The sequence below is a fragment of the Synechococcus sp. MIT S9452 genome (genome assembly GCF_047304245.1).
Classification (GTDB): domain Bacteria; phylum Cyanobacteriota; class Cyanobacteriia; order PCC-6307; family Cyanobiaceae; genus RCC307.
Window position 1 is genome coordinate 1,171,199 of record NZ_CP138956.1, and the last position, 23,226, is coordinate 1,194,424.

At 57.8% G+C, this 23,226-nt stretch carries 19 protein-coding genes; 11 read left to right on the top strand and 8 right to left on the bottom strand.

Features of this window, described 5'->3' with window-relative positions:
* Positions 1-17: 17 nt before the first annotated feature.
* The 6 genes from metK (at position 18) to SIB46_RS06230 (ending at position 6,461) form a co-directional block, all read left to right on the top strand.
* Positions 18-1,241: a methionine adenosyltransferase gene (gene metK, locus SIB46_RS06205; protein WP_413297649.1), complete on the top strand. Its 1,224-nt coding sequence runs from the start codon at positions 18-20 to the stop codon at positions 1,239-1,241.
* On the top strand, positions 1,219-2,499 hold the full coding sequence (locus tag SIB46_RS06210) for an FGGY-family carbohydrate kinase (RefSeq protein WP_413297650.1): 1,281 nt from the start codon (positions 1,219-1,221) through the stop codon (positions 2,497-2,499). Before metK ends, SIB46_RS06210 begins: the two co-directional genes overlap by 23 nt.
* 5 nt (positions 2,500-2,504) lie before the next feature.
* A complete protein-coding gene (locus SIB46_RS06215; RefSeq protein ID WP_413297651.1) occupies positions 2,505-2,627 on the top strand; it encodes a hypothetical protein in 123 nt (40 codons plus the stop codon).
* Between the two features lie 25 nt (positions 2,628-2,652).
* Positions 2,653-2,934: a DUF2470 domain-containing protein gene (locus SIB46_RS06220; RefSeq protein ID WP_413297652.1), complete on the top strand. Its 282-nt coding sequence runs from the start codon at positions 2,653-2,655 to the stop codon at positions 2,932-2,934.
* Between the two features lie 17 nt (positions 2,935-2,951).
* A complete protein-coding gene (locus tag SIB46_RS06225; protein WP_413297654.1) occupies positions 2,952-4,307 on the top strand; it encodes a phospholipase D-like domain-containing protein in 1,356 nt (451 codons plus the stop codon).
* A 174-nt stretch (positions 4,308-4,481) separates the two neighbouring features.
* A complete protein-coding gene (locus SIB46_RS06230; RefSeq protein WP_413297655.1) occupies positions 4,482-6,461 on the top strand; it encodes a methyltransferase in 1,980 nt (659 codons plus the stop codon).
* Positions 6,462-6,709: 248 nt separating this feature from the next.
* On the opposite strand, the gene pyrC is transcribed toward SIB46_RS06230, so the two are convergent.
* On the bottom strand, positions 6,710-7,750 hold the full coding sequence (gene pyrC / locus SIB46_RS06235; RefSeq protein WP_413297656.1) for a dihydroorotase: 1,041 nt from the start codon (positions 7,748-7,750) through the stop codon (positions 6,710-6,712).
* Between the two features lie 64 nt (positions 7,751-7,814).
* Here pyrC and SIB46_RS06240 point away from each other — a divergent pair, with 64 nt between their 5' ends.
* Positions 7,815-9,392 (top strand): SulP family inorganic anion transporter, encoded by a 1,578-nt coding sequence (locus tag SIB46_RS06240; protein WP_413297728.1) that lies wholly within the window; start codon positions 7,815-7,817, stop codon positions 9,390-9,392.
* Positions 9,393-9,487: 95 nt separating this feature from the next.
* Positions 9,488-9,859, top strand: coding sequence for a hypothetical protein (locus SIB46_RS06245; protein ID WP_413297657.1), 372 nt, complete (start codon positions 9,488-9,490; stop codon positions 9,857-9,859).
* Positions 9,860-9,862: 3 nt separating this feature from the next.
* On the opposite strand, the gene SIB46_RS06250 is transcribed toward SIB46_RS06245, so the two are convergent.
* Positions 9,863-10,192: a hypothetical protein gene (locus tag SIB46_RS06250; protein WP_413297658.1), complete on the bottom strand. Its 330-nt coding sequence runs from the start codon at positions 10,190-10,192 to the stop codon at positions 9,863-9,865.
* A 72-nt stretch (positions 10,193-10,264) separates the two neighbouring features.
* Between SIB46_RS06250 and SIB46_RS06255 the strand changes: the two genes are divergently transcribed.
* Together SIB46_RS06255 and SIB46_RS06260 are read left to right on the top strand one after the other, a co-directional pair.
* The gene (locus SIB46_RS06255; RefSeq protein WP_413297659.1) at positions 10,265-11,926 is read left to right on the top strand and encodes an alpha-D-glucose phosphate-specific phosphoglucomutase; all 1,662 of its coding nucleotides are present in this window, start codon (positions 10,265-10,267) and stop codon (positions 11,924-11,926) included.
* Between the two features lie 5 nt (positions 11,927-11,931).
* Positions 11,932-12,771: an ion transporter gene (locus tag SIB46_RS06260; RefSeq protein ID WP_413297660.1), complete on the top strand. Its 840-nt coding sequence runs from the start codon at positions 11,932-11,934 to the stop codon at positions 12,769-12,771.
* Positions 12,772-13,040: 269 nt separating this feature from the next.
* Here the strand turns inward: SIB46_RS06260 and SIB46_RS06265 are convergent, their stop codons facing one another.
* The 4 genes from SIB46_RS06265 to SIB46_RS06280 all read right to left on the bottom strand — a co-directional run bounded on the left by SIB46_RS06265 (position 13,041) and on the right by SIB46_RS06280 (position 19,397).
* A complete protein-coding gene (locus SIB46_RS06265; RefSeq protein WP_413297661.1) occupies positions 13,041-16,334 on the bottom strand; it encodes an efflux RND transporter permease subunit in 3,294 nt (1,097 codons plus the stop codon).
* Positions 16,331-17,329, bottom strand: a complete 999-nt coding sequence (locus tag SIB46_RS06270) for an efflux RND transporter periplasmic adaptor subunit (protein WP_413297662.1) — start codon at positions 17,327-17,329, stop codon at positions 16,331-16,333. The genes SIB46_RS06265 and SIB46_RS06270 overlap by 4 nt, the downstream gene beginning before the upstream one ends.
* 139 nt (positions 17,330-17,468) lie before the next feature.
* Positions 17,469-18,671 (bottom strand): efflux RND transporter periplasmic adaptor subunit, encoded by a 1,203-nt coding sequence (locus SIB46_RS06275; RefSeq protein WP_413297663.1) that lies wholly within the window; start codon positions 18,669-18,671, stop codon positions 17,469-17,471.
* Positions 18,672-18,839: 168 nt separating this feature from the next.
* The gene (locus tag SIB46_RS06280) at positions 18,840-19,397 is read right to left on the bottom strand and encodes a hypothetical protein (protein WP_413297664.1); all 558 of its coding nucleotides are present in this window, start codon (positions 19,395-19,397) and stop codon (positions 18,840-18,842) included.
* 356 nt (positions 19,398-19,753) lie between these two features.
* On the opposite strand from SIB46_RS06280, the gene SIB46_RS06285 reads away from it, so the two are divergent.
* A complete protein-coding gene (locus SIB46_RS06285) occupies positions 19,754-21,904 on the top strand; it encodes an AAA family ATPase (RefSeq protein ID WP_413297665.1) in 2,151 nt (716 codons plus the stop codon).
* 63 nt (positions 21,905-21,967) lie between these two features.
* On the opposite strand, the gene SIB46_RS06290 is transcribed toward SIB46_RS06285, so the two are convergent.
* Positions 21,968-22,615 carry an alpha/beta hydrolase gene (locus tag SIB46_RS06290; protein ID WP_413297666.1) on the bottom strand — a complete coding sequence of 216 codons (648 nt, stop codon included), beginning with the start codon at positions 22,613-22,615 and terminating at the stop codon, positions 21,968-21,970.
* 81 nt (positions 22,616-22,696) lie between these two features.
* A complete protein-coding gene (locus SIB46_RS06295) occupies positions 22,697-23,218 on the bottom strand; it encodes a hypothetical protein (RefSeq protein WP_413297667.1) in 522 nt (173 codons plus the stop codon).
* Positions 23,219-23,226: the final 8 nt, after the last annotated feature.

Sequence of the window (23,226 nt, forward strand, 5' to 3'; positions counted from 1 at the left end):
GCCCCCTGCGACTAGGCATGTCCCGGTACGTCTTTACCTCCGAGTCCGTCACCGAGGGACATCCCGACAAGATCTGCGATCAGGTCAGTGATGCGGTGCTCGATGCCCTGCTGGCGCAGGATCCAGCCAGCCGGGTGGCTTGCGAAACGGTGGTCAACACAGGCCTCTGCCTGATCACCGGCGAAGTCACCACCACAGCGCGCGTGGACTTCAACACCCTGGTGCGGGGTGTGATCGCTGACATCGGTTACAGCAGCGCCAAAGCCGGTGGTTTTGATGCCAACAGCTGCTCGGTCTTGGTGGCCCTCGATCAACAGTCGCCTGACATTGCCCAGGGCGTGGATGAGGCCGATGACCATGCCGGTGACCCCCTCGACAAGGTGGGTGCGGGCGATCAGGGCATCATGTTTGGCTACGCCTGCGACGAGACCCCAGAGCTGATGCCCCTGCCGATCAGCCTGGCGCACCGCCTGGCCCGACGTTTGGCGGAAGTGCGTCACAACGGCACCCTGGGTTATCTGCTGCCTGATGGCAAAACCCAGGTGAGCGTCGTTTACGAAGACGACCAACCGGTGGCCATCGACACGATCTTGATCTCCACGCAGCACATTGCTGAGATCGATGGCATCAGTGATGAAAAAGGACTGCGTGATCGCATCTCCGCAGATCTCTGGACCCACGTGGTGGAACCAGCCACCGCTGATCTGAGCCTCAAGCCGAGCAAAGAGGCCACCAAATACCTGGTGAACCCCACCGGCAAATTTGTGGTTGGTGGTCCCCAGGGCGATGCGGGCCTGACCGGCCGCAAGATCATCGTTGACACCTACGGCGGCTACGCGCGTCACGGCGGTGGCGCCTTCTCCGGCAAAGACCCCACCAAGGTGGACCGCTCTGCGGCCTATGCCGCCCGCTTTGTGGCCAAAGCCTTGGTGGCTGCTGGCCTGGCCCGTAAAGCCGAGGTGCAACTCAGCTACGCCATCGGTGTGGCCAAACCCGTCAGCATCCTGGTGGAGAGTTTCGGCACCAGCAGCCACAGCAACGACGAGCTCACCGAGCTGGTGAACACCAATTTCGATCTGCGCCCCGGCGCCATCATCGAAAACTTCAAGCTGCGCAACCTGCCCCAACAGCACGGCGGTCGCTTCTACCGCGATGTAGCGGCCTACGGCCACTTCGGCCGCAGCGACCTCAACCTGCCCTGGGAAGACGTGGGCGCGATTGCCGCCAAGCTCAAAGGCTGAGGCCTTGCTCGGCTGCGGCATTGACCTAGGAACCAGCGGCTGCCGCCTGGCCCTAGTTGATGCCGCAGGCCCCATCCATCAACTCAGCTGCCCCTATCCAGGAGCTTTTCGTTTAGCGAACAGCTGGCGCCTGGGCGTTCAGCAGCTGTTTGCTCAACTCCCTGAGCAGCAGCGCCAGCACATTGGCGCGATTGCCATCGATGGGACCTCCGGCACCCTGCTGGCTTGCAGGCCAACCGGGGAGCCCTTGGCAGCTGCGCTGGCCTACAACGATGCCTGCCCAGAGCAGGCCAACAGCACCCGCGCACTGGTGCCCAATGGCGGCAGCGCTGCCAGTAGCAGCGGCAGTGTGGCCCGCAGCCTGCGGCTGCTGGAGCAGCTCAATGAGCAACCTGGCAGTGAGCTGCTCTTGCGCCATCAGGCCGATTGGCTGATGGGCTGGCTACTGGGGGATTGGCGCTGGGGGGAAGAAGGCAACAACCTGCGGCTGGGCTGGGATCTACTGAGCAACCAATGGCTTGGCGGCATCGCGAGCAGCAGTTGGGCAGGCGCTCTGCCAGCGGTGATCCCCAGCGGCCAACTGGTGGGCCCCATCGGCCGCGCGGCAGCCGCCGAACTCCAGCTGCCAGCGAGCTGTCAGATCGTGAGCGGCACAACCGACGCCAATGCCGCGGTGCTAGCGGCTGAGCCACAAGAAGGCGATGGCATCGCGGTGCTTGGCACCACCTTGGTGCTTAAGCAATTCGCGCCTGAGCCATTGAGCGGCCCAGGGATCAACAACCACCGCATCGCCGGCCGCTGGCTGGTGGGCGGCGCCTCCAATGCCGGGGGCGGAGTCTTGCGGCAGTTCTTCAACAATGAGCAGCTAGAGGAGCTCAGCCGCCAAATCAACCCAGAGCACTCCACAGGCCTCAGCCTGCGTCCGCTGCCGCACAAGGGCGAGCGGTTCCCCATCGATGATCCCGAGCTGGAGCCGGTGCTGGAGCCGCGGCCGGTGAGTGATGCGCTGTATTTGCAGGCTCTACTGGAGGGGCTCTGCAGCATTGAGCGCCAGGGCTGGCAACGCCTGGAGGCGCTGGGGGCCCCCAAGGTGCAGCGCGTTTTGAGTGTTGGTGGCGGCGCCAGCAATCCCCAGTGGCGCGCCCTACGCCAAAAGCTGCTCAACAAGACCGTTCTCAACCGCAGCAAGGCCAGTCCAGCGGCCGCCATGGCGCTGCTCGCTAGACAGACGGCCACACTGGGGCAGTCCAGTAGCTGAAGCCCATGCCTGAACGCGTACGCACCATCGTCTCGATGGGTTTGTTCGTGATCCTCAGTGGCTATGTGGCCTTCAGTGCCATCAGGCTGGGCTGGCTGCTGTGGCAGCGCTTCTCAGGCTTGGCCTGATCCCTTCCCCTTCCGTTGTGCACTCATGGCAGCTGATCCCCTCACCTCCGCCGTTAGCGATCGCATCTGCGCTCACATGAACGACGACCACGCCGAAGCAGTGGTGGCCTACGCGCGCCATTACGGCGGTGCTGAGAACCCCAGCCAGGCCCGCATGCTGAAGGTGGAACCCGAGCGGATGCTGCTGAATGTCGATGGCAGCGAGCTCAGCATCGCCTTTGATCACACTCTCAGCGACAGCGAAGACGCCCACCGCACCCTGGTGGCGATGCTGCGCGCCATGCCGCAAGCGGGGAAGGCTGACTAAGCCCTCAGCGGCTGGCCATGCATCGCCTCAGCACCCTGGTACTGGCCATACTTTGCAGCGGTTGCACCGCAGCAGCGCAGTACAGACCATGGCCTGAAGCAACGCTGGCGCAGCCCACCTCCATGGCTGTGGGCTTCAACCAGCGCAGCGGCAGCAGCTACATCAGCCCGCTCACGGGTCAACGGCGCCCTGGCGACAACCTGGAGCAACAGCTAATTAGCGCCATTGCAGGCGCTCAACGGGAAGTTCTGGTTGCGGTTCAAGAGCTCACCCTGCCAGCCCTTGCTGAGGCCCTGATCGAGCGCCACCGCGCTGGCGTGACGGTGAAGCTGGTGCTGGAGAACGCCTACAGCGCGCCCTGGAGCTGGCAACACCCCGCGGGGCTTGAACCCCATGCGCAACGGCGGCTGCGGCGGCTTGAAAAGCTGGGCTGGCCCGATGCCATCGCCCTGCTGGAGAGCGGGGGTGTGCCCCTGCTGGATGACACCGCCGATGGCAGCGCCGGCAGCGGCTTGATGCACCACAAGTTTGTGGTGATCGACCGCCAGCGGGTGCTGACGGGCTCAGCCAATTTCACCAGCTCCGGCCTCCACGGCGATGCCGGCCAAACCAGTAGCCGCGGCAATGTGAACCATCTGCTGCAACTGGAGAGCCCAAGGCTCGCCAAGCTCTTTGCCGAGGAATTCGAGCAGCTGTGGGGGGATGGGCCAGGCGGGCTGAGAGATAGCCGCTTTGGCCTTGGCAAACGCAGCCGCTCGATGCAGACAGTTCAGCTTGGGGAGGCCCGCATCGGTGTGCTGTTTGCCCCCCACCGGCGCCATGACCACAATCACGGCCTTGAACTAATTGCAAAGCAACTTGATCAGGCCAAACGCAGCATCGATCTGGCCCTATTTGTGTTTTCAGCCCAAGAGCTCGCCGATGTCCTGGCTGCCAAGCACGAGCAGGGGGTTCAAATCCGTGTGCTGGTGGATCCAGGCTTTGCCCACCGGAGCTATTCCGAATGGCTGGACATGCATGGGCTAGCCATGGCGGATCATCGTTGCCGCATTGAAGCCGGCAACAACCCGTGGCCAGCACCTCTGCAAACGCTGGGCACTCCACGAATACCCCGCGGCGACAAGCTCCACCACAAATTCGCCGTGATCGATAACCGCAAAGTGATCGCTGGATCCTTCAACTGGTCACCCTCTGCGGCTCACACCAACGACGAAACACTGCTGGTGATTGACTCTCCAACACTGGCCTCACACTTCAGCCGTGAAATGGATCGGTTATGGCAAGGCGCTAAAGTCGGCATCAGCCCTCGGCTACACCGCAAGCTCATACAGAGCGAAAGGAGATGCGGGCACACGCGACAAGTGAACAACTAGAAAATCAAAGGAAGCCACGGATTGACAGCATCAACACGTTTTCCATAAATCCATAAAACATGATTAATATATGAATGGAATGCTTCAAAACCATCTCAACGGAAACTTATCAGTTAAACCAATGATCCAAACAAGCACCACTAACTGAAAAAGATCCAAACAAGCAACCAAAACATGAAAGGATTCAAAAGTAAATCCCAAAAGAGCACCAAAAAGAGCACCAAATTAATCAGCCAAAACAAATCGATCCAGAATTCGAGCCATTACTACAGTCAGGCCATAACAAGTTTTCAACAAGGGGATATATTAAGCGCCGAAACAAATTGCAAACTTGCGCTTGAGTCTTACCCAAAAAACTCTTCATCCATGCACTTGCTTGGGTCAATTTACATCAAAAGCGAAAGACCAAAAGAGGCATCGCAAACTTACATCAAAGCAATTGACAACGACCCCAATGATGCATCAGCATATTTAGGTCTAGGACACTCATATCTAATTCTTGGTTATCACTCAGAGGCAATTCAAGCCACTATGGAAGCATTAGAGATTGAACCTGATTCAGAATTGGCAATAGAGCTATTAAAAGCATGTCTTAGTCCTCTCCCAACAATCAGGATCAACAAAACAACAGAAAAAGCCTTTGACACGCTTCTTGATAGAAAAGACTTCTGGCACCAAGCATTAGGATATATATTTACCCAAATCTACCGACTAAAAATTAAACAACCGGTTGAGCAATATGGGGAGAATTTACTAGATTCAAAAACCGTAAAATCACTGTCCAATGACTCTAGATTCAAAAAAGCTATTACTCTTATTATACCAGCAGAAAGAGATTTTGAGCTATTTCTTACCGCTTTAAGAAAATCAATTTTAATAGAATCGTTCAACAATAAAAGCATCCCAAAAGAACTCAAAAGCCTTACCGAAGCGTTAGCAACACAATGCCTGCTAAATGAGTTTGCATATCAGGAATCCGAGAGTGAAACCAAATTAATTAGAAGCATCCTTGAAAGCGTGAGCCAAAAGAAAAGCCCCTTAGTGGATTACCTTGCCATCATTGGATGCTATGTGCCCTTACACGAATTCACCATAAGCCAGGAAGAATTAAACCAATACCCCAAATACACCTACGAAAGCGTGACCATGCTGCAAACACACATCAATGAGCCACGAAAACTTGAAGAAATTAAAACCACACTTCTTAGTTGCGATAGCACCATTGAGAACAATCCCGACAGGGTGTCCAAAGAAGTAAGCACAATGTACAACGAAAATCCTTATCCCCGCTATAGGTTTACAAGCTTCACTCCTGCACTGTTTTCGCGACCAGCAAAAGAAATAATACTCTCCGAATGCACAAAAAAAGATCTTTTATTTGATGACAGATGGACTCACAATGAATTTCAACCTAAGATATTAATTGCCGGCTGCGGCACAGGCAAGCAAGTCCTAGATGCTAGCCGATACAGCAATGCGCAAATTACAGCAATTGACTTTAGCCACGCAAGCCTGGCATATGCATCACTAAAGTCAAAAGAATATGGCCTAAACAACGTAGAACTAAAGACAATGAATATCCTTGAAATAGACACACTTGGTATAGATTTTGATATAATCGAATGCTCGGGGGTTTTGCATCATATGGAGAATCCAAAGCAGGGGCTATTGCGACTAACACAGTCACTAAAAGCCGGGGGATTCATTAAACTTGGACTTTATAGCGAGATAGCCAGAAAACCAATTATCAAAGCCCGAGATTACATCAAGAAGAAAGGTTTTAGTAATGACATCACAGGAATTCGCAAATTTCGCAATCACGTACTAAACAGAGAATCTCCGGACTTAGCGCCTCTTCTTGAGATGGCAGGCATGGATTTATTCTCCATTTCTATGTGCAGAGACCTTTGCTTTCACGTGAAGGAGCATCGTTTCACAATTAGGCAAATTTACAACCTTCTACAAGATGCAAACCTCATATTTTGCGGCTTCAATCTATTTACCTACAATTCACAGTGCGACTTCCAGAATGCCTATCCAGGTGACAAGGACATGATTACACGAGAAAACTGGGAACAATTTGAAATCAATAATCCTTCCACCTTCTCGGGAATGTATCAATTCTGGGCTCAAAAGCCGATTAAACCATTCTGAACGAATACCACCTTCGAATAAGAGAATAAGAATGCATCGGTCGCTACAGGCAACAAGGAGGCAGTTCAAGCTTAGGGAGGCATGAATTAACCCTCAACAAAAGCTCCACATAAACACCAAGAGAAGTTAATACTTTAATTTCTTGACTTGACCACATCAGGCCAAGAACCCACCCACCAGATTAGATAATATTTGAACTTGTAGATTCTCTAATTTTTTAGGAATATATGACCTTTTTGCTGCTCACTTCAGGTTTGCAATCGCCAATCCAGCACCTCACTGGCATGGAAGGGCACCAATCCCTGCCCCTCCAGTTGTGCTGGCACCAGCTGCGCCGTGCGCTTAAGCGTGATGGTGTCCTCATTGAGTGGCAACTTGTAGAAACGCGGGCCGTTTTCGCTGGCAAAGGCCTCGAAATGCTGCAACGCGCCTTCGGCTTCAAACACCGCTAAATAGCTCTCCAGCGCGTAGGGCGCGTTGTAAATGCCAGCGCACCCGCAGCTGCTTTCCTTGCCTGCGCGCGGGTGGGGCGCTGAATCCGTACCCAAGAAAAATGAGGGATTGCCGCTGGTGGCCGCTTGGCGCAACGCCAAGCGATGTCGCTCCCGCTTGGCCACTGGCAAGCAATAGAAATCGCTGCGCAAACCGCTTTGGAACATGGAATTGCGGTTGATATGCAGATGATGGGGCGTGATGGTTGCCGCCATCAGTGGGTCGCCATCGGCCACAAATTGGGCAGCCTGCTCGGTAGTGATGTGCTCAAACACCACGCGCAGCTGCGGGAACTGACGGCGCAGCGGGATCAGATGCCGCTCAATGAACACCGCTTCTCGATCAAAGATGTCGATGTCGGGATCGGTGACCTCACCGTGGATTAACAGCGGCATATCGATGGTTTGCATTCTCTCCAGCACTGCTGTGATGCAGGCCAGATCACTCACCCCCGCCGCTGAGTTGGTGGTGGCATTGGCTGGGTAGAGCTTGGCGGCAGTGAACACGCCCTCCCGGTGGCCGCGCTCCAGCTCATCAGGGCTGATGTCATCGGTGAGATAGGCCGTCATCAATGGGGTGAAGGCCATCCCCTGGGGCAACGCCGTCTCAATCCGTTGGCGGTAGGCGATCGCCGCCTCCACGGTGGTCACCGGCGGCCGCAGGTTGGGCATCACAATCGCGCGCGCAAATTGCCGCGCAGTGGCTGGCAGCACCTGCTCGAGCATCACGTCATCACGCAGATGCACGTGCCAGTCATCGGGCCTGCGCAGCACCAGCTGATCGGGAGCCGGAGTCATGAGCTGCAGCGCACTGCCTTTATTTAAAGCAGCTGTGACCTACGGTCGCAGCCGCTCTTCACCGATGCCTGTGAGCAAAACGCCCAGCAGCCTGGCTGATCAGTGGTTGGGAAACCCCCAGCGCGACCTGCTCTCGGGCTTGGTGGTGGCTTTCGCCATGATCCCGGAAGCCATTGCTTTCTCGGGCATTGCGGGGGTGGATCCGCAGGTGGGGCTCTTTGGTGCCTTCTGCCTGTCGCTCACCATCGCCGTGGTGGGCGGCCGCATGGCGATGATCACCTCCGCCACAGGCTCCACAGCCCTGCTGATGACTGGACTGGTGGCCACCGGCAACGCCCGCGGTGAAGGCCTTGGCCTCAGCTATCTGCTGGTGGCCGGCATCCTCACAGGTGTTCTGCAGATCCTCTGGGGCTATCTGCGCCTGGCCTATCAAATGCGCTTTGTACCCCAGGGGGTGCTGAGTGGCTTTGTAAATGCGCTGGCCCTATTGATCCTGCAAGCCCAGTTCCCCCAGCTCGGAATCAACCTGCACTTCGGCGAAACCGAAGCGGCCGGCCATGCCCACGACCTGCTCCCCCATGGCGCTCAGCTGCCAATCATTTGGGGCCTGGTGGTGTTGGGGCTGGTGATCATTTACGGCCTACCGCGCCTCACCCGGGTGGTGCCCTCGCAGCTGGTAGCGATCGTGGTGCTGACGCTGATCAGCATCCTGTTTGGCTTTGACATCCCGACCGTGCGCAGCCTTGGAGAGCTGCCCTCGGGCCTTCCCAGCTTTGGCATCCCCTTTGGCGCCTTGGCCGATGGCCGCGTGCCGTTCAACTTTGAAACCTTCGGGATCGTGTTGCCCACCGCCCTGGCCATCTCCTTGGTGGGCTTAATGGAAACCTTCCTCACCCAAGACATCCTCGACGACAAAACCGACAGCAACTCCAACAAGAACACCGAAGCCCGCGGTCAGGGCATCGCCAACATCGTGTCCTCGTTCTTTGGCGGCATGGCCGGCTGCGCACTAGTGGGTCAATCGGTGATGAACATCGACAACGGCGGCCGCACCCGCCTCTCCACCTTCTTCTCGGGCGTCAGCCTGCTGGCGATGATCCTGCTGGCACGGCCTTGGCTCGAGCAAATTCCGATGGCGGCCTTGGTGGCCGTGATGATCAGCATCGCCATCAGCACAGCCGATATGGCCGGCCTGCGCCGCTTGGCCCGCATCCCGGTGAGCGACACCTCGGTGATGCTGATGACCTTTGCCGTCACCATGCTCACCACCCCCCACAACCTGGCATTGGGTGTGCTGGCTGGTGTGGCGCTGGCCGCCATCTTGTTCAGCCGCAAGGTGGCCAAGGTGATCCGCGTTGATGTGGAAGAGATGGGCCCCGATGCCCGCCGCTACCTGGTGAGGGGGCAGCTGTTCTTTGTCAGCAAGATCTATTTCTTGCAGGGTTTTGATGTACACGAGCACCCCGCCAAGATCACCATCGACATGTCGAATGCCCACATCTGGGATCAAAGCGGCGTGGGCGCCCTCAATCAATTGATCCGCAAACTGCGCAAAGGCGGTTCACAAGTGGAGGTGGAAGGCCTCAACGAGGAAAGCCTCGACTTGTTTGAGCGCATCGGCGATGAGCAGCCCGCCCATTGATGGGACACTGCTCTGGCCAGGAACGCTGCTCCAAGACCATGAACCTTGGCTTACTGAGCGCAGCAGCCTCTTTGCTGCTTATCCCATCTGCAGCGATGGCTCAGCCTCAGGTTGACCCGCTCGCGGAGCCACTGACCCGAGACGAACTCAAGCCGACCTATTTCGCCATCGTCGAATGTGCGCGGCGCAATCAAGAGCCGGGCTGCCTCGCCGCCCGCCAATTGGCCGACGAGCTGATGGATCGCCCCTTTGTGACAGCGCTCTGCAAAGACGCGGCCTTTGCCGTGACTCAAGAAGCCAAGACGGCTGCGACCAACTCCTTTGAGCGCAAAGACCAGCTTGTGAGCCTGGCACGCGACACGATGGACTTCTGCAAAGGCAAAGAAGACCCGCGTCCTGTTTATGGCGAACTGGATAACAACAAGGTCGACGACAACAAGATCAACGTTCTCGATCTGCTCAATTGAGCCTTATGGCTGGGCTGAGGTCAGCTTGAGGAAGTCGCTGGAGACCTGATCGAGCACGGAGAGGGGCTGAACACCGCTGAGCACGTTGGCTTCGGCCAACTCACAGAGCTCGGGATTGCCATCGCCCTCATCACAGCGATTGGACACCTCGATCAGAGCATTGATCATCTTTCCCTGCAGGCAGGTTTCAGTGCCCGTGCGGCCCAGAACTGCTTGCGAGGCCTCGCGCCCCTGCTGCACCGCTTCAGCCCAAGTGGTTTCTGGCGCTGCGATCGCCGGTGTTGCAAGCAGAGCGAACCAACCAAGGCTGCTGAGCAGAAGTCGGCGTGCCATTGCTGTGGTGTCAGGTATATATCCAAACTAGAGAGAAAATCGCTTTAGGTTGAGGCGCCCTTACGGCTTGCCGTGACGCTTTCCTCACCCAGCACTGAGTTCTCCGTGCAGCAGATCAAGCTGCCAGAAGCGTTTCAAGACCAAAAGCCGGGCACCTCGGGACTGCGCAAAAGCAGCCAGCAATTTGAGCAGCCTCACTACCTCGAAAGTTTCATTGAGGCGATCTTCCGCACCCTCCCGGGGGTGCAAGGCGGAACCTTGGTGGTGGGCGGTGATGGCCGCTACGGCAACCGCCGCGCCATTGATGTCATCACCCGGATGGCAGCAGCCCATGGACTGGGCCGAATTGTGCTGACCACCGGTGGCATTCTCTCCACCCCTGCCGCCTCCAACCTGATCCGCCAGCGCCAGGCCATTGGCGGCATCATCCTCTCGGCCAGCCATAACCCCGGCGGGCCCGAGGGTGACTTTGGCGTCAAGGTCAACGGCGCCAATGGCGGCCCTGCCCCGGAATCCCTCACCGATGCCATCTACGCCTGCAGCCAGCAGCTCGATGGCTACCGCATCGCCAGTGGAGCCCCGCTCCCCCTCGATGCCGCAGCCGAGCATCAAATTGGCGAGCTGAGTGTGGAGGTGATCGACAGCGTCGACGACTACCTGCAGCTGATGCAGCAGTTGTTCGACTTCGATCTGATCAGCGATCTGCTCAAGGGCTCATGGCCGATGGCCTTTGACGCCATGCATGCCGTCACCGGTCCCTACGCCAGCAAACTCTTTGAGCAGCTACTGGGTGCCCCAGCCGGAACTGTGCGCAACGGAGTGTGCCTCGAGGACTTTGGTGGCGGCCATCCCGATCCCAACCTCACCTATGCAAAAGATCTGGCAACGCTGCTGCTGGATGGCGATGACTACCGCTTTGGCGCCGCCTGTGATGGCGATGGCGATCGCAACATGATTTTGGGGCAGCGCTGCTTTGTGAACCCCAGCGACAGCCTCGCCGTCTTAACGGCGAACGCCACCTTGGTGAAGGGCTATGCCTCTGGCCTGGCGGGCGTTGCTCGCTCGATGCCCACCAGTGCCGCAGTGGATGTGGTGGCCAAGCAGCTGGGGATCAATTGCTTTGAGACGCCCACCGGTTGGAAGTTCTTCGGCAACCTGCTCGATGCCGGGCGCATCACCCTCTGCGGGGAAGAGAGCTTCGGCACCGGCAGTGATCACATCCGCGAAAAAGATGGCCTCTGGGCTGTGTTGTTTTGGCTCTCGATCCTGGCCAAGCGCCAGTGCTCAGTGGCCGAAGTGATGCAGCAGCACTGGAGCACCTACGGACGTCATTACTACTCGCGCCATGACTACGAAGGCGTCGACACCGAGCGCGCCCATGGGCTCTACAACGGCCTGCGCGATCGCCTCCGCGAGCTGACTGGAACCAGCTTTGCCGATAGCCGCATCGCTAGTGCTGATGACTTCGCCTACAGCGATCCCGTCGATGGCTCACTGACCCAGAAGCAAGGTCTGCGTTTGCTCCTGGACGACGGCAGCCGCATCATCCTGCGGCTCTCGGGAACCGGCACCAAAGGCGCCACCCTGCGGCTCTATCTCGAGCGCTATGTCGCCACCGGCGGCAACCTCGATCAAAATCCCCAGCAAGCCTTAGCCGGCATGATTGCTGCCGCCGATGCCCTCGCCGGCATCCGGGCAACCACCGGCATGGATGTCCCCACGGTGATCACCTGATTGCGATGGAGCCCCGCGCTTCCAGCCTTCTGCCCCCATTGAGCCGAAGGCAACTGCAGCGGATTGTGCTGGAGGCCGACACCAGAGGCGGCAGGCTCTACAACCTGGTCATCTTTGGCACGATCCTGCTGAGCGTGGCGGGGCTGCTGCTAGAGCCACAACCGCAGGCTTTGAGCAGCGAACTGCAACGGGGCGGTGCCGTTGCCTGGATTGACGCCTTCTGCCTGCTCGTTTTCCTGATCGATTACGTGCTGCATGTGGCGCTGAGCCCGCAGCCATGGCGCTACATCCGCAGTTTCTATGGGGTCATTGACCTGACGGCTGTGGTGTTTTTCCTCGTGCCGCAGATCAACAGCGGCGTGGTGCTGTGGATGTTCAAATTTGGCCGCATCCTGCGGGTGTTCAAGCTGCTGCGCTTTGTTGATGAAGCCGATCGCTTACTGATCAGCCTGCGGGCCAGTGCACGGCGCATCGCCGTATTCATCCTGTTTGTTGTGATCTTGCAGGTGTTCCTCGGCTACTTGATGGTGCTGGTGGAAAGCAGCCACCCAGAGAGCCAATTTCAAAGTGTCGGGCAAGGGGTCTATTGGGCCGTGGTGACCATGACCACCGTGGGCTATGGCGATGTGGTGCCGCAAACGGTGCTCGGACGGCTCCTAGCTGCGGCGGTGATGTTGCTGGGATTCGGAATCATTGCCATCCCAACCGGCATCGTCAGCTATGAGGCCATCCGCCAAGGCCAAAGCGACCAGCGCCAATGCAGCCACTGCGGCTTTCAAGGTCACCGGCCGGAGGCTGAATTTTGCGATCGCTGCGGCGCGGTGCTGCCAACATCACTCCAGTGAATTCCGTGCCTGCTGGCTGCGAGCAACAAGAGATAACTGACGCATCGTTTCACCCCAGCTGCCACAGAACCCCACCCCAAGCATCACCACCAACACGTGATCAAGAGACATCGTTTTGAGGCTGGAGCCCGGCGCTCTGGCCGCTCGATGGCCCAACACCATCAGAAGCACAGCGAAGAAGCCAAACAAAACTCCAGCAAGCACGACCCGACGGCGATCAACCCGGCTCTGCTGCCGTGGGCGATACCCAGGTGGATGGGGCAACGGCATCAGGGTTGAGGCAGTGGTTCCTGGTGCTCATGACTGGCCGGGAACCAGTTGGCCTCCAGCTTTTTCATCAGCACGTAAAACGCTGGAACCACAAACAAGCTCAGCACTGTGGCCACCAGCAGACCACCGAAAATGACAGCACCGATGGAGCGCTGACTCAAAGCCCCCGCACCAGAGGCCACAACCAGCGGGAAAAAGCCCGAGAGTGCAGCAGCTGCTGTCATCAGGATCGGGCGTAAACGCGACTGCGCAGCGCTGCTGGCCGCTTCGATCACATCCATCCCAGCCTCCATGCGCTGATTCGCCATATCCACAATGAGAATGCCGTTTTTGGCAGCCAGGCCAATCAAGGTGACCAGCCCCACCTGGGCATAGACATTGTTGACCTGACCGCGAAGTACCAGAAAGATCAGAGCGCCAAGGATCGCCAGGGGTACCGTCATCAGAATCACCAGCGGATCGATGTAGCTGCCGTACTGGGCTGACAACACCAGATAGACCACAACCAAGCCCAGTGCGAAAACCAGCGCTGCCAACGATCCGGCAGCCACCTCTGAGCGGCTCAACGCAGACCAAGCCATACCGATATTGGCGAAATTCATCTGCTTGAAGGTCGACTGCAGCGTGTCGATCGCCTGGCCACTGCTCTTGCCCACCGCATTGACCCCTTGAATCAGCACCGTGCGATAGAGGTCGTAGTGATTAATGATCGGGGGGGCGCTGTCGAGCTTGACGGTGACCAGCTCTGAGACAGGAATCTGGTCTCCCGAAACTGAGTTCACGTAGAGGTTGTCCAGGCTTTCAATCACAGCCCGCTGGCTTCCCTCCGCTTGGACATACACCTGGCGATACTGCCCGCCTTCGTAGGTCTGGTTGACAAAACTGCCGCCATAGATCGCTTCTAAACCCTGCATGGCGTCACTGAAGTTGACGTTTAGCGATGCCATGCGATCACGGTCAGGCTCAAGCCGCCAGACCGGCGCATCACTAACGAACTGGGAATAGAGGTTGAAATAGTCGCCGGTGCTCTTGGCTTTGGCAATCAGCTCATCAGCCATCTTGCTGAGGTCAGTGAAGCTGTAGCCACCGTTGCTCAGATCATTGAACTGAAAAGAGAGACCACCTTGCGCGCTGAATCCTGGTACGGCTGGTGGCGACTGAGCCAAGACCAGTCCTCCCTTGATGCTCTGGAACTGCTTGTTGAGGTCTTTGATAATGGCCTGGGCTGATTGACTCTTCTTCGTGCGCTCGTCAATGGGCTTGAGACCAAAAAAGAACAGCCCTTGATTGAGAGAGCCGCCATTAAAACCGGCGCCACCGATGAACTCACCACTCACCACCTCGGGCTGCTTGGCGAGGATGGTGCGGGCCTGATCGGCCACCTCCATCGTGGCTTCCAAGGAGGCTTGCGGCGGCAGCTGAATGATGCCAAGGCCATAGCCCTGATCTTCGGTGGGCACAAAGCCGGTTGGAATCGTCAGAAAAGCGAGTGCCGTCAGCACCACCCCACCAAGCAGGCCACTCACCAGGATGCGGCGAAAGCGAATGGCTTGCGCCACCAATGTGGCGTAGCCCCGAGCCAACCGGTCAAACCCCTGATTGAAGCGTTGGAAGATGATTTTGAGGTTGCCTCCAATCAGGGCACCGAGGGCGGCAAACAGCAACAGCCACAGCACACCCCCGAACAGGAAGCCGTAAACCCCGCCGAAGATGGAACCAATCCAGAGCCAACGCCGTCCTCCCACTTCAGTCTTGCCTCCACCGAGTAGCAGAGCTGATTGCAACGGCTTACCGGAAATGGCATTGAAGGTGCTGACGATGATCGAGAACACGATCGTCAAGGCGAACTGGCGATAAATCACGCCAGTTGCTCCAGGGAAGAAGGTCACCGGTACAAACACAGCCATCAGCACCAAGGCAGTGGCGAGAATGGCTCCGGTCAGCTCTTTCATCGCATTGGAGGCAGCCGCGAAGGGCTTGTCACCAGCTTCGATACGAGCGGCCACCGCCTCCACCACAACGATGGCGTCATCCACCACCAGGCCTGTCGCCAGGATGATCCCCAGCAAGGTGAGCTCGTTGATCGAAAAGCCAAAGACCTTGACGAACACCAAGGCCCCCAACAGGGCAATCGGCAGCGCCAGAGCCGGCACCATCGTGGCTTTCCAGTCCTGCAGGAACAGGAAGATGATCAGCAGGACCAGCACTACGGCATCACGGAGTGCATCAAGCGCTCCATAGATGGACGCGTTGATGAAGTCGGTCTGGTCAAAGACCTTTTCCAGTTGCACCCCTGGGGGCAGGGTGCTGCGGAACTGATCCAACACTTTTTCCACGGCCTTGGCTGTGGAGATGGCATTGCTCCCTGGCAGCTGCACCACCCCAAAGCCGATGCAGGGATGGCCAGTAATGCCGTTGATGCCGGCGGTGTTGAAGTTCTGGAAGGCGTATTCCGCGCGGCCCACATCACCCAGGCGAATCAGGCTGCCATCAGGGCCTCTTGCAGTGGCTTGACCAGCCCCACCACGGGCAAGGATCAAATCTTCGAACTCTTGAACCGTATCGAGATTTCCGTCGACCAGGATCGGAAAGGTCGTGGTGGTTCCCTGCGGCGCTGGTGGACCACCGATCGTGCCGCCGACCACTATCTGGTTTTGAGCTTCCAGGGCATCGATGACATCCGCCACCGAGAGGTTGAAACGCGTCAGCTTCTCTGGATCAACCCATAGGCGGTAAGCCGGATTGGAAGCTCCATAGACATTCACCTGTCCAACGCCCTGAGCCCGAGCCAGGGGGTAGGCGAGGTTCAGCTGATACAGGCCATTGAGATAGCTGGCGTCGTACTGGCCCTCTGTGGAGGTGAGGTTGTAGACGAGCAGGATGCTGCTCGAGGTCTGCTGAACCGTGATCCCTTGCGCACTGACCTGTTGCGGCAGCTGGGGAGTAGCTGTCTGAACCCTGTTGAGCACATTGACCTGATCGATATCGGCATTGGTATTCGCCTGGAAATAGACACTGATCTGACTGCTGCCTTCGCTGGTGCTGTTCGAGGTGATGTAGTCCATCCCAGGGGCACCATTGATCTGCTCCTCAAGGGGACCAGTCACTGCGCTTTCAACCGTGACCGCATCAGCGCCGGGCAGGTTGGCCGACACCTGAACCGTGGGCGGCGCGATGTTTGGCAGGTTTTCGATCGGCAGCAGCGGCAGGGAAATCAGCCCGGCCATCAGGATCAAGATGCTGCACACGGTGCTGAGCACCGGGCGGCGGATAAAGGTGTCAGAAAGGCTCATTGGCCAGTCACAGGCAGCACCATGCCGCTGCGCAGCTGCGCCAAGTTGCCCATCACCACTTTTTCGCTGCCATCGAGTCCTTTGAAGACCGGATAGCGGCCGTCCTGAAGCGTGCCAAGGCTCACCTGAGTCTGGACAGCAACAAGATCTCCCTTGGCTGGCTTGGGCTTGAGCTCACGCCCCAATTGTTTCTGCGCCTTAGCTGCTGGCACTGCCGTAAATACAAAGGTCTGTCCGGCTTGCAGCAAAACCGCACCAACAGGGACTGACAGCAAAGAGTTCGAGCCGAAGCTCAGAACAGCCGCCACCCGCTGTTGATCGCGCAGAACCCCGTTTGGATTGTCGAAGGTGGCTTTGACCAGCAGCGTCTGGCTACTGCGATCCAGCGAAGGAGCAATAAAGGACACCTCACCTTGAGGAAGGTCAGCCGGCAAACCTGGCGCCCTCAAGACAACGGGCATGCCGAGTCTGAGGCGATAAGCCAGCTCCGAAGGCACGTCCAAGCGCACCCAGAGCTTTGAGTTATCAACGATGTTGACGATGACCTCGCCTTGGCGCACTACCGAGCCGAGCTTGTGCTGGATGCTGCCCACCTGGCCAGCAATCGGCGCCACCACGTTCTTGTAATCGAGGGTGGCCTGATCTGCCCTGAGGCGATCAGCACTCTCAATCGCCTGAGTGACGTAGTAGTCGCGCTGTTTGGTGGAGACGGCTCCCTGATTATTCAGAAAGATGTAGCGATTGGCGTTGACCCTGGTTTTACGCGCCTCTGCAGCTGCAGCATCCACCTGCGCGCGCTGCTGCACCTGATCGAGAGTGAACAGCAGTGCACCTGGCTCAACCTGTTGGCCCTGTTGCATGGGCATCGAGGTGATCCGCCCATCAATCTCGGCCGCCATTGCAACATTGCTGATTGATTCGAGCGTGCTCTGGTAGGTGGCCTGCTCTTGAAAGCGAAACTGTTTGGGAGCAATCAACTCAACATGGCCCCGCATAGTCGGCGGCTTGGGCGACTGGCATCCCGCCAAAACCGCCAGCGAAAGCATCACCGATAGCCTGGGCCGGTTGCGTGTGAAAGCAGCCACAGGAGGTGCCTCTTGATGGGGCGCAACCTAAAGCGAGGATTTGAGCGGGTCAACGCAATGGGCGACAGATGGGCACCTCGGGCGACGAAGCCTTGGCCTTCACGGCTGTCCCCTGACGCAGGCTGAGCAAATGGCTACTGATCAACTGCTCACCTGCCTCAAGCCCTGAGAGCACCGGATAACAACTGTTTTGCAGGGGACCGAGAGTGACGGCGCGCTTGATAGCAACCGGCGTGTTGTCTTTGAGCTCTGTGAAGTACTGGCGCTGCTTGGCATTGAGCTCACGAGCCGGCCCAATCACATACACAAAGCTCTGACCGGCACTGCGAATCACCGCAGCAAACGGCACAGCAAGCTGCTGGCTACTTCCAAAACCAACCAATGTGCGGACGCGCATCCCACTGCGTAGGCGATTGCCAGGGTTGCTGAATTCCGCCTTGGCCAACAGTCCCTGGGTCGCCACCTTCACATCAGGGTCAACGAACTTCAGCTCCCCTTGGGCCAACTCAGTGCCATTGGTGGGATCGAGCAGCCACACCGGTAAGCCCGGTCGGGTTCGCTCTGCCATCGTCACCGGGATGGTGATCTGGGTATAGAGCCGATCGTTGCGGACGATGGAGGTGAACGGGTCGCGTTCTTTGACCACATCGCCGAGCTTGACGCTGAGGTCGCTGACCTGGCCGCTGATCGGGGCCCGCACGGTCTTGTAGTCCAGCCTGGTGCGAGCCACACCAAGACCAGCTTCAGCGGCCTCAACCAAATCTTGGTTGGCTTCCAGCTTGGCTTGGCTCGCCAGGAAGCTGGCCCGATAGGAATCGAGTTCCAGCGCATTGGCTGCGCCCTCTTTAGCGAGGTAGCTGTAGCGCTCAAAACTGCGCTGATCCCGTTCAAGATCAGCCTGCACAGCTGCCAGATCAGCGCGGCGCCTTGAGAGTTCGGCCTGCGCCCGAATCAATTCCGCCTGGCGCTCCTGGCTGGAGAGCCGCAGCAGCACCTCCCCTTGCTCCACCTGTTGCCCCTCTTCGACAGGCAGCTCCACCACACGGCCATCAGTCAACGCCGCCAACTGCACCTGATTGACCGCCTCCAATGTGGCGACGTAATCACCGAGCTCCCGGAACTGCTCAGGCTTGAGCATGGCCGTGGACACCTGCAGGGGCTTGGGCCCCTGACTCCCCAACCAGCTGCAGCCAGCCAAAGGGCACAAGGCCAGCACAATCAACCCGCGGAAGAGGCGCACAGAACCATCCACTGCCCCTTCAGCCTGCCAGCTTTTGCCTGGCGCAGCAGAGTGGCCCCATCCACTTGTGGTTCATGGACCTGAAGCAACACACCTAAACCATCACCAGCAGAAGTTGATTTCTATTAGGCGCGTTTATTGCAACTCAACTACTTAATCTTCTTCTTGATAATTGAAAAATCAAAAGCGTCTCTTAGCCTTACTCAACAAAGCTTTTTTGTAGCTTTGAAAGAATTTACGTCTGTGATTCACTCTTCTTCTGAATGATCTGCGACGGCTCATTTTTCCTCTACCACCCGCAACTGCTGTTAAGGCAACAGCATCAAGTTCAACATCTTCGTCTTCGTTATCCTCAGCAGCATCAGCCTCCGATAGCTCAAGCAAGAATGCAGCATCATCAGCGGTCAGCTTGACATCTTTAGACGCTGCTATTTCAACGATTTTATCGAGACCTGCATCAGCATCTGCAAGCATCAAGGCTTTGACTTCCTGCTCCATTTCTGGAGAAATGGATGCCCTTAACTCTTTAAATTGATCAAGTGAAATTGCAGGCTCTTCTGCAGGCTCAGAGCCCAAGAAATCGATGATCTGCTCTGCAGAGGTTTCAATGCCTTTCTCTGCTGCTGCGCCTAAAATCAGGTCAATCGCCTCATCATATTTTTCAGCTTCTGTAAGGCCAGAAAATTTTTCCTCCTGCTCAACAGATAAAGAGTCAAAAAGTTCTGCGACTGAAGTCATCAATAACGATCACCCAACCTCAGAACAGTAACTACGCCATGCAGTCGCGTCGGTATAAGGAAATACCGAGCGCTTGCTATTTAACAGTTCATCAATAACAGCTCTTTGCAATGGCAGCAGCACAGCATTGCGCTCCGGCCCGTGCTCAAGCGAATCATTGCAACCTGCCGATATCGCGCCTGCACTCGCCTGCGGCCATCAGCAAAAAGCTTTGCTTGCAGCGGGCTCCAATGGCAGCCATGGCTCGGAGGCCAGACTGGCCTAGCATTAATGCTGGTACAAAACTACCACTGCTCTAGTTTCGTTCTAATGGCCGAAACAAGGCAACTTGCCAGTCCTAGAGCGAGGTATTTGCCATGGACCTGTTCGGCCACCACGCCGATCAACAGCTGCAGCAACAGGCTCCGCTCGCTGAGCGCCTGCGGCCGCGCAGCCTTGATGAGTTCATTGGCCAAGACGCCATCCTCGGCCCAGGCCGCCTGTTGCGCCGAGCCATTGCTGCTGATCGCCTCGGCAGCCTGATCCTGCATGGCCCGCCAGGCACGGGGAAAACTACCCTGGCTCGGATCATCGCCAACACCACCCGCTGCCACTTCAGCAGCCTCAATGCCGTTCTGGCAGGCATCAAGGACCTGCGCGCGGAAGTGGAGCAAGCGCAGGAACGGCTTGGCCGCCATGGCCTGCGCACCCTGCTGTTCATCGATGAAGTGCATCGCTTCAACACCAGTCAGCAAGACGCCCTACTGCCCTGGGTGGAAAACGGCACCGTCACCTTGATCGGCGCCACCACCGAGAACCCTTTCTTTGAAGTCAATAAAGCCTTGGTCAGTCGCTCGCGCCTTTTCCGGCTGCAATCGCTCGATCAAGCCGCCCTGCATCAGGTGCTCGATCGCGCCCTCAGCGATCACACCCATGGCTACGGCGAACGCTCCATCCAGCTGGAAGCTGACGCCAGACAGCATCTGGTGGAGGTAGCTGCTGGTGATGCGCGCAGTTTGCTGAATGCGTTTGAGCTCGCCGTTGAAACCACCGACGCCGATGCCTCAGGAGCGATTCAGATCACCTTGGCCGTGGCTGAGGAGTCGATCCAACAACAGGCCGTTCTCTACGACAAGCAGGGGGATGCCCATTTCGACACCATCAGCGCCTTCATCAAATCGATTCGCGGCAGTGATCCCGATGCCGCCCTGTTTTGGCTGGCACGCATGGTGGAAGCTGGGGAAGATCCCCGTTTCATCTTCCGGCGCCTGCTGATTTCAGCTGGCGAAGATATCGGCCTGGCTGACCCTCAGGGGATCGTGGTGGTGGAAGCCTGCGCAGCCGCCTTTGATCGGATTGGCCTACCGGAAGGGCTTTATCCATTGGTGCAAGCGACTCTTTATCTCGCCGGTGCCAGCAAAAGCAACAGCGCCCTGGGATTTTTTGATGCCGTCAAGCAGCTGCGCCAGGAAAAAGCGCAGCAGATTCCCAAGCATCTGCGCGATGCCAACCGTGATGGTTCCGCCTTCGGCGATGGGGTGGGGTATCGCTACCCGCACGCCTATGCCGATCACTGGGTGGCGCAGCAATACCTCCCCAATGCCCTGCAGGGACAGGTGTTTTATCAACCTGGGGCCCTGGGCTGGGAAGGGGAGCGCCGCCAACAACTACTGACGCATCGGGCCGCCCAGCTCGCTGCGGCCGTGGAATGGGAAAGCCAACAGGGGGAGCCACTCAGCAGTGGCCCAGACGACCCTGCGGTGGAACGCTGGCTGCAGCGTCAACTGGCCCTCGAAGAAGGACGGCTGGTGAGGCTGCAGCAACGCTTCTGGAATTCCATCGCTTTGCAGCGGTACCACAACGTTTTGGTGATGGGCAGCCGCAGCCTGCTGTGGGCGTTGCCAGCCCTGAGCGGAACACCCGAAGGCGGCGTGACCCTGCAGCTGGACAGCAGCACCGACATCGAGCGCATCAAGGCGCAGCTGCAAGTGCTGGATCCGTTACAGCAACCGGCTCTGCTGGAAGCACCGGCCCATGCTGTTGAGGGCTTAGGAGGCCAGCGGTTTGAACTGCTGATTGGCCGCAACCTGCTGCAGGGCGCCAATCAACAGGACCTTGAGGAGTGGGCGGAGCAACTCGAGACGTTGCTCTATGGCGGCGCCGAAATCCACCTAATGAGTAGCCAGCCCAACGCTGGACCTGCTGCATTGATGGATTCCGACCAGTCCGCCTTGATTGAAGCCGAGCAGCGCTGGCTAGCGGAACGCCAAACGCTGGAACGGCTGCAGAAACTTTTGACCGCTGCTGACTGGAGCGTGACCCAAGAGCAGTGGACTGATCAGGTCAGCCTGCAGGTGGATTCAGGCCTCATCACGCGCTGGTTTTCCAAGCAAGCCATCTACCGGCAGGTCATGGAAGAACAACTTGGCGATCAAGCCATCACGGCTCTTAAGGAGAGCTATCAAAAGCGCATTGGCACCAAGCTGCGCCAAACCATCAGCCATCAACACCTGGTGGCACGGCGCTAAGCCATGAAAAAACCCCCGCCAATGGCGGGGGTTTGGAGACAAACCTTGCGGTTGATCAGCTGATCACCAGAGGCCGCGCACAGGGCGGGTGGCAATCTTGTCCTTGATCTGGTTGGCCTGCACGCAAGCGGGCAGGAACACATACCAGGACAGCAGGGAGGTGCACTGCTGGTCGCCTTGGCACTTGCCCTTGGCGCAGACGTTCTGAGCACCATCGAAAGTGCCGCAGGTGTCAGCCAGGCGCATGTCCACGGGCAGCATCTTCATGATGCCGGCAGAGGACAGCTTGCCGTCGACGGAGTCGAGGACGATGGCAGAGCGAAGAGCCTGAACGGCGGTCTTCTTCATGCCCCAGTAGGGGAAGTAGCTCTTGGTTTGATTCTCGAGGAACTTGTAGCCCTTCTTGGAGTACAGGAAGCGGGCAACGTAGACAACGTTGACCTTGTACTGCTTGGAGAGACCCTTAGCGATCTCTTCCGCGGTCCAGCCGGAGTTGTTGACACCGGAGGCCAGGGCACGGTTGGTGCTGTAGTCGATTTCACCGCCAGACTCAAGGAAACTCTGGAAGTCAGAGAGCTTGGTGGTGTACACGGCGCCACCGCTGTTCCAACGAACAGTGGAGCGGGTGTTGATTTCTGCCTGAACGGGAAGAACAGCCAGGGAAGAAAGGGCAGCGCCGGCAGCGAGGCCAGCAGAGATGCGCTTCAGCATGAGAGCGAGGCGGACACGTCACTCAAAAACTTAGCCACGGGGTAAAAAACCGCCAACAAGATTGACGAGTCCCTGATTGTTTTAATCAATCGGCTCGGGTTGTTGTTCTCCAGGCGACGTCAATAGGGGGTCGTTAATCACAAGCCAACCCTCCGGACAATCGAGACGTCGGCCGCGCAATACAAACTCACCGGGCTCCCCTTGACCGCGGCACACCACACCCCGCGCGCGCGTTCCGGCGCGCACCACCTCAGCGACATAACGCTCATTCACCCGCTTGGGATCGAGCACCAAGCGGGCCCGGTCATCACTCACCGTGAGGGTTGATTCCATCGTCTCAGGGATCTCCACCCCCAAGACATCCAAATAAGGAGTGAAACCGCCCCAGTAGTGCCGCGTGATCTGCCCGCCCACAAAGCGTGTCATCTGAGAGGCCGCCTCTTGCCGAGCTTCCAACAAAGCTTCTTGGGCTTCGAGATCGGAGAGCTGCGTATCGGAACCCGAGCGGGCCAACAACGGGGGCATCAACGGCAAACGCACCAGGCCGCACACCCCAAGCAGGGTGAGCAGCACGATCGTGCTGAGGCGTAGGAGTTGAACCATGGGCGGAC

Bases quoted from the DNA above. Each gene is read 5' to 3' on its own strand.
- metK (WP_413297649.1), top strand. From the start codon at position 18: ATGTCCCGGTACGTCTTTACCTCCGAGTCCGTCACCGAGGGACATCCC.
- SIB46_RS06215 (WP_413297651.1), top strand. From the start codon at position 2,505: ATGCCTGAACGCGTACGCACCATCGTCTCGATGGGTTTGTTCGTGATC.
- SIB46_RS06220 (WP_413297652.1), top strand. From the start codon at position 2,653: ATGGCAGCTGATCCCCTCACCTCCGCCGTTAGCGATCGCATCTGCGCT.
- SIB46_RS06225 (WP_413297654.1), top strand. From the start codon at position 2,952: ATGCATCGCCTCAGCACCCTGGTACTGGCCATACTTTGCAGCGGTTGC.
- SIB46_RS06230 (WP_413297655.1), top strand. From the start codon at position 4,482: ATGAAAGGATTCAAAAGTAAATCCCAAAAGAGCACCAAAAAGAGCACC.
- pyrC (WP_413297656.1), bottom strand. From the start codon at position 7,750: ATGACTCCGGCTCCCGATCAGCTGGTGCTGCGCAGGCCCGATGACTGG.
- SIB46_RS06240 (WP_413297728.1), top strand. From the start codon at position 7,815: ATGCCTGTGAGCAAAACGCCCAGCAGCCTGGCTGATCAGTGGTTGGGA.
- SIB46_RS06245 (WP_413297657.1), top strand. From the start codon at position 9,488: ATGGCTCAGCCTCAGGTTGACCCGCTCGCGGAGCCACTGACCCGAGAC.
- SIB46_RS06250 (WP_413297658.1), bottom strand. From the start codon at position 10,192: ATGGCACGCCGACTTCTGCTCAGCAGCCTTGGTTGGTTCGCTCTGCTT.
- SIB46_RS06260 (WP_413297660.1), top strand. From the start codon at position 11,932: ATGGAGCCCCGCGCTTCCAGCCTTCTGCCCCCATTGAGCCGAAGGCAA.
- SIB46_RS06265 (WP_413297661.1), bottom strand. From the start codon at position 16,334: ATGAGCCTTTCTGACACCTTTATCCGCCGCCCGGTGCTCAGCACCGTG.
- SIB46_RS06270 (WP_413297662.1), bottom strand. From the start codon at position 17,329: ATGCGGGGCCATGTTGAGTTGATTGCTCCCAAACAGTTTCGCTTTCAA.
- SIB46_RS06280 (WP_413297664.1), bottom strand. From the start codon at position 19,397: ATGACTTCAGTCGCAGAACTTTTTGACTCTTTATCTGTTGAGCAGGAG.
- SIB46_RS06285 (WP_413297665.1), top strand. From the start codon at position 19,754: ATGGACCTGTTCGGCCACCACGCCGATCAACAGCTGCAGCAACAGGCT.
- SIB46_RS06290 (WP_413297666.1), bottom strand. From the start codon at position 22,615: ATGCTGAAGCGCATCTCTGCTGGCCTCGCTGCCGGCGCTGCCCTTTCT.
- SIB46_RS06295 (WP_413297667.1), bottom strand. From the start codon at position 23,218: ATGGTTCAACTCCTACGCCTCAGCACGATCGTGCTGCTCACCCTGCTT.